The organism is Gabonia massiliensis, from assembly GCF_001403595.1.
Taxonomy (GTDB): Bacteria; Bacteroidota; Bacteroidia; order Bacteroidales; family Coprobacteraceae; genus Coprobacter; species Coprobacter secundus.
Map to the genome: position 1 here is coordinate 1 of NZ_LN877928.1, position 4,262 is coordinate 4,262.

4 protein-coding genes are annotated in these 4,262 nt (G+C 54.8%); all 4 read left to right on the plus strand.

Annotated features, from left to right (window positions below):
• A partial coding sequence (locus tag BN2628_RS00090) for a Gfo/Idh/MocA family protein (protein WP_055095508.1) occupies positions 1 to 1,044 on the plus strand: 1,044 nt, incomplete at its 5' end.
• 44 nt (positions 1,045 to 1,088) lie between these two features.
• Positions 1,089 to 2,576, plus strand: a complete 1,488-nt coding sequence (locus BN2628_RS00095) for a Gfo/Idh/MocA family oxidoreductase (protein WP_021931084.1) — start codon at positions 1,089 to 1,091, stop codon at positions 2,574 to 2,576.
• Positions 2,577 to 2,634: 58 nt separating this feature from the next.
• On the plus strand, positions 2,635 to 3,513 hold the full coding sequence (locus BN2628_RS00100) for a 3-keto-disaccharide hydrolase (RefSeq protein ID WP_055095510.1): 879 nt from the start codon (positions 2,635 to 2,637) through the stop codon (positions 3,511 to 3,513).
• A 113-nt stretch (positions 3,514 to 3,626) separates the two neighbouring features.
• A partial coding sequence (locus BN2628_RS00105; RefSeq protein WP_055095512.1) for a sugar phosphate isomerase/epimerase family protein occupies positions 3,627 to 4,262 on the plus strand: 636 nt, incomplete at its 3' end.

A 4,262-nucleotide genomic window follows, 5' to 3' on the forward strand; every position in this document is an offset into this window, starting at 1 on the left:
GGCCTAGGCCGGATGGGGAGATTCTATTTGGAAGAGATGCAGAAGAGCGGGGAATGGGACATACGCTACATATGCGATGTCAACCCGGGCATTCGGGCATTGGCCGGGGAGCTGTCTCCCGGAAGCAAGATCATCGAAGACGAGCAGGTCATCTTCGAGGACCCTGAAATAGAGGTCGTAGGCCTGTTCACACTGGCCGATTCGAGGCTGGAGCAAATCAGCAAAGCCGTACATTATGGCAAGCATATCATATCGGAAAAGCCCATAGCCGATACCGTCGAGCGGGAATGGGAGGCCGTGCGGCTGAGCGAATCGTCACCGCTGCTCAGCACGGTCAATCTCTATTTGCGGAATTCATGGTACCACCAGTGCATGAAGCACTACATCGAGCAGGGAGAAATCGGGGAGCTGGCCATCCTCCGCATCTGCCACATGACTCCGGGGCTTGTGCCGGGCGAGGGGCACGAACATGAGGGGCCGGCTTTCCATGACTGCGGGATGCACTACGTTGACATCGCGCGGTGGTATGCCGGGTGTGAATACAAGAGCTGGCACTCGCAGGGGATCAACATGTGGAACTACAAGGACCCCTGGTGGATACAGTGCCACGGCACTTTTGACAACGGCGTGGTTTTCGACATCACCCAAGGCTTCGTTTACGGGCAGCTTTCCAAAGACCAGACTCATAATTCCTATGTCGACATCATCGGTACCAAAGGCATTGTCCGCATGAGCCACGACTTCAAGACGGCCGTGGTGGACCTCCACGGGGTCAACCAGACCCAACGCATCGAGAAGCCTTTCGGGGGAAAGAACATAGACCGTCTGTGCCGTCTCTTCGCGGAATCCCTGCGCAGTGGCGTGCGCCATCCCCTGCTGCCCCGGTTGCGCGATTCGGCCATTGCCTCGGAGTATGCCTGGAAATTCTTCCTGGATGCCAAGGAGCACGAGCTGCCTTCCATCGGCAAAGTCCAGACGCTGGAGCGTATCCGGGAGCGGCGCCGGAACATGAAAAACGGTTACGGATTGATCAAACGTTTTTAAGCAAACTATATAAAAATAAATGGTTAACTAAAAATTTAATTATTATGTCTGACATTTCAAGAAGAGATTTTCTCAAGACGGGTGCCGCCGCTCTGGCCGGCCTGACCATCGCCCCGAGCAGCATTCTGGGCAAGAGTTTCGGGCATGTCCCTCCCAGTGACAAGCTGAACATCGCGGCTGTAGGTATCGGAGGCATGGGTAATGCCAATCTGAAAAACATGGAAAAGACGGATAATATCGTGGCCTTGTGCGACGTGGACTGGCGTTATGCCAAGCCTGTTTTCGAGCGTCTTCCCAACGCCAAGAGGTATTATGATTACCGCAAGATGTATGATGAAATGGGCAAGAGCATCGATGCGGTCCTGGTGGCTACGGCCGACCACACCCATGCCATCATCTCGGCCGAAGCGCTGACCATGGGCAAGCACGTGTATTGCCAGAAGCCTTTGACCCACTCGGTATATGAGTCCCGCCTGCTGACCAAGCTGGCCGAAAAGTACAACGTGGCTACGCAGATGGGCAACCAGGGGGCTTCGGACGAGGGCACCGACCTGGTGTGCGAATGGATATGGAACGGTGAGATCGGAGAGGTCACCAAAGTGGAATGCGCTACGGACCGGCCCATCTGGCCCCAGGGTCTCAACGCGCCTGAGAAGGTAGACCGCATTCCCAAGACTCTTGACTGGGACCTGTTCTGTGGCCCTACGGAGGTGATTCCGTACAATTCCATCTACCATCCTTGGAACTGGAGGGGTTGGTGGCGTTTCGGGACCGGAGCTTTGGGGGACATGGCCTGCCACATCCTGCACCAGCCGTTCAAGGCCTTGAACTTGAAGTATCCCACCAAGGTACAAGGCTCGTCAACCCTTCTGCTGCAAGACTGCGCCCCTACGGCCCAACACGTGAAAATGGTCTTCCCCGCCCGGGACAACATGCCCAAGGTGGCCATGCCCGAAGTCGAGGTGCACTGGTATGACGGAGGCATGATGCCGGACCGGCCGGCCGGTTTCCCTGACAACAAGCAGCTGATGGGACCTGGAGGGGGATTGACGATTTTCCACGGGACCAAGGATACCCTTATTTGCGGTTGTTACGGGCAGCAGCCTTACCTGCTTTCGGGCCGGGTGCCCAACGCCCCCAAAGTCTGCCGGCGCGTGCCCAACGCCATGGGAGGAGGCCACGAACAAGACTGGATACGGGCTTGCAAGGAAAGCCCTTCGAGCCGGGTAAAGACCAAATCGGATTTCTCCGAAGCCGGACCGCTCAACGAAATGGTGGTCATGGGGGTACTGGCCGTGCGGCTGCAGACTCTCAACAAGGAGCTCCAGTGGGACGGGGAGAACATGAGGTTTACCAATATAGCCGACAACGAGACCATCCGCAACCTTGTCAAGGACGATTTCAAAATTGTGGACGGTGACCCAAAATTCAACAAAATCTGGACTGACCCGGTCAACGCACAGGCTTATGCCCAGGAGCTGATCAAGCACAATTACCGCCAGGGGTGGAAATTGCCCGACATGCCCAGATAACAGCCGGGGGATTGAGTATAAAAAAAACAGAAATAGAAATTTATAACTTGAAAATCGTATGAAAAAAGTATTTTATTTTGCTGGCAGCATGATGGCCGGTACGTTAATCGCCTGCAGCGGTGGCAACCAGAAAAAGGCTGCAGAAGGACAGACTGCTGAACAAGCAGGTAATGAAGTGGCAGTTTCTTATTCCTCTTCCTTGAAAGCCCCCGAAAGCGACACGTTGAATCTTCCGGTGGATGCGGATGGGTATATCACCATTTTCGACGGGAAGACTTTTAATGGATGGAGGGGTTACGGCAAGGACCGTGTCCCGGGAAAATGGACCATTGAGGACGGTTGCATCAAGTTCAACGGCACCGGAGGGGGTGAAGCCCAGGATGCCGACGGCGGCGACCTTATCTTCGCCCACAAGTTCAAGAATTTCGAGCTGGAACTTGAATGGAAGATTTCCAAGGGGGGGAACTCGGGCATTCTTTACCTGGCCCAGGAGGTGACCAGCACCGACAAGGACGGCAAGGAAATCGTGGAGCCTATCTACATTTCCGCACCGGAGTACCAGGTATTGGACAATGCCAACCATCCTGATGCCAAGCTGGGCAAGGACAACAACCGACAGTCGGCTTCGCTGTATGACATGATACCGGCCGTGCCGCAGAATGCCAAGCCTTTCGGCGAATGGAACAAGGCAAAAATCATGGTATATAAGGGTACGGTCGTACACGGGCAAAACGGGGAGAACGTGCTCGAATATCACCTGTGGACTCCGCAATGGACGGAAATGCTCCAGAAGAGCAAATTCAGCGAAGAGAAATGGCCGCTGGCTTTCAGCCTGCTCAACAACTGCGGGGGAGACAACCACGAAGGGTTCATCGGATTGCAGGACCATGGGGATGACGTATGGTACCGGAACATCCGCGTGAAGGTGTTAGATTGAACATATTTCCAAGACTGACTTTTTTTTTAACCGGGGAGCCTGTTTGCCCTGTAAACAGGCTCTTCAAAAAAATCTACGACATGAAATTCAAAACTTTGTTATTTATGACTGCCATGACGGTCGTGGGGTGTACGGGAAAGCCTGTTTCAGAAGCCGGAGAGGCTCCGGCCGCAAAGAAGGACATCAACATTCAGTTGTACTCGGTCAGGGACAAGATTCTCCCGGACTTCAGTAATCTGGACAGCCTCCTCTTCCAACTGGCAGAGATGGGCTATACCGGAGTGGAAGCAGCCGGCTATAACGACGGCAAGTTCTACGGCCGTACCCCGGAGGAATTCAAGGAAGCCGTGGAGAAGGCCGGAATGACGGCCCTCTCTTCCCATACCGGACGGGGACTCAGCGCTGAAGAGCTGGCCTCGGGCAACTTCCAGGAAGCGCTCAAGTGGTGGGACCGGTGTATCGCCGACCACAAGGCCGCGGGGATGAGCTACATCGTCACTCCGTGGATGGACGTGCCCGGGAGCCTGAAGGATTTAGAGACCTACTGCCGGTATTATAACGAAATCGGGAAACGCTGCCGGGAAAACGGGCTCCTGTACGGTTACCACAACCACGCCCACGAGTTCCAGAAAGTGGAGGGCGAGACCATGTATGACTATATGCTCAGCCATACCGATCCCGAGAACGTCTTCTTCCAGATGGACGTGTACTGGGTGGTACGGGGACAGAACAGCCCGGTGGATTATTTC

What these genes read in the sequence shown, in the direction of transcription:
- BN2628_RS00095 (WP_021931084.1), top strand. Translation starts at nt 1,089, where the DNA reads ATGTCTGACATTTCAAGAAGAGATTTTCTCAAGACGGGTGCCGCCGCT.
- BN2628_RS00100 (WP_055095510.1), top strand. Translation starts at nt 2,635, where the DNA reads ATGAAAAAAGTATTTTATTTTGCTGGCAGCATGATGGCCGGTACGTTA.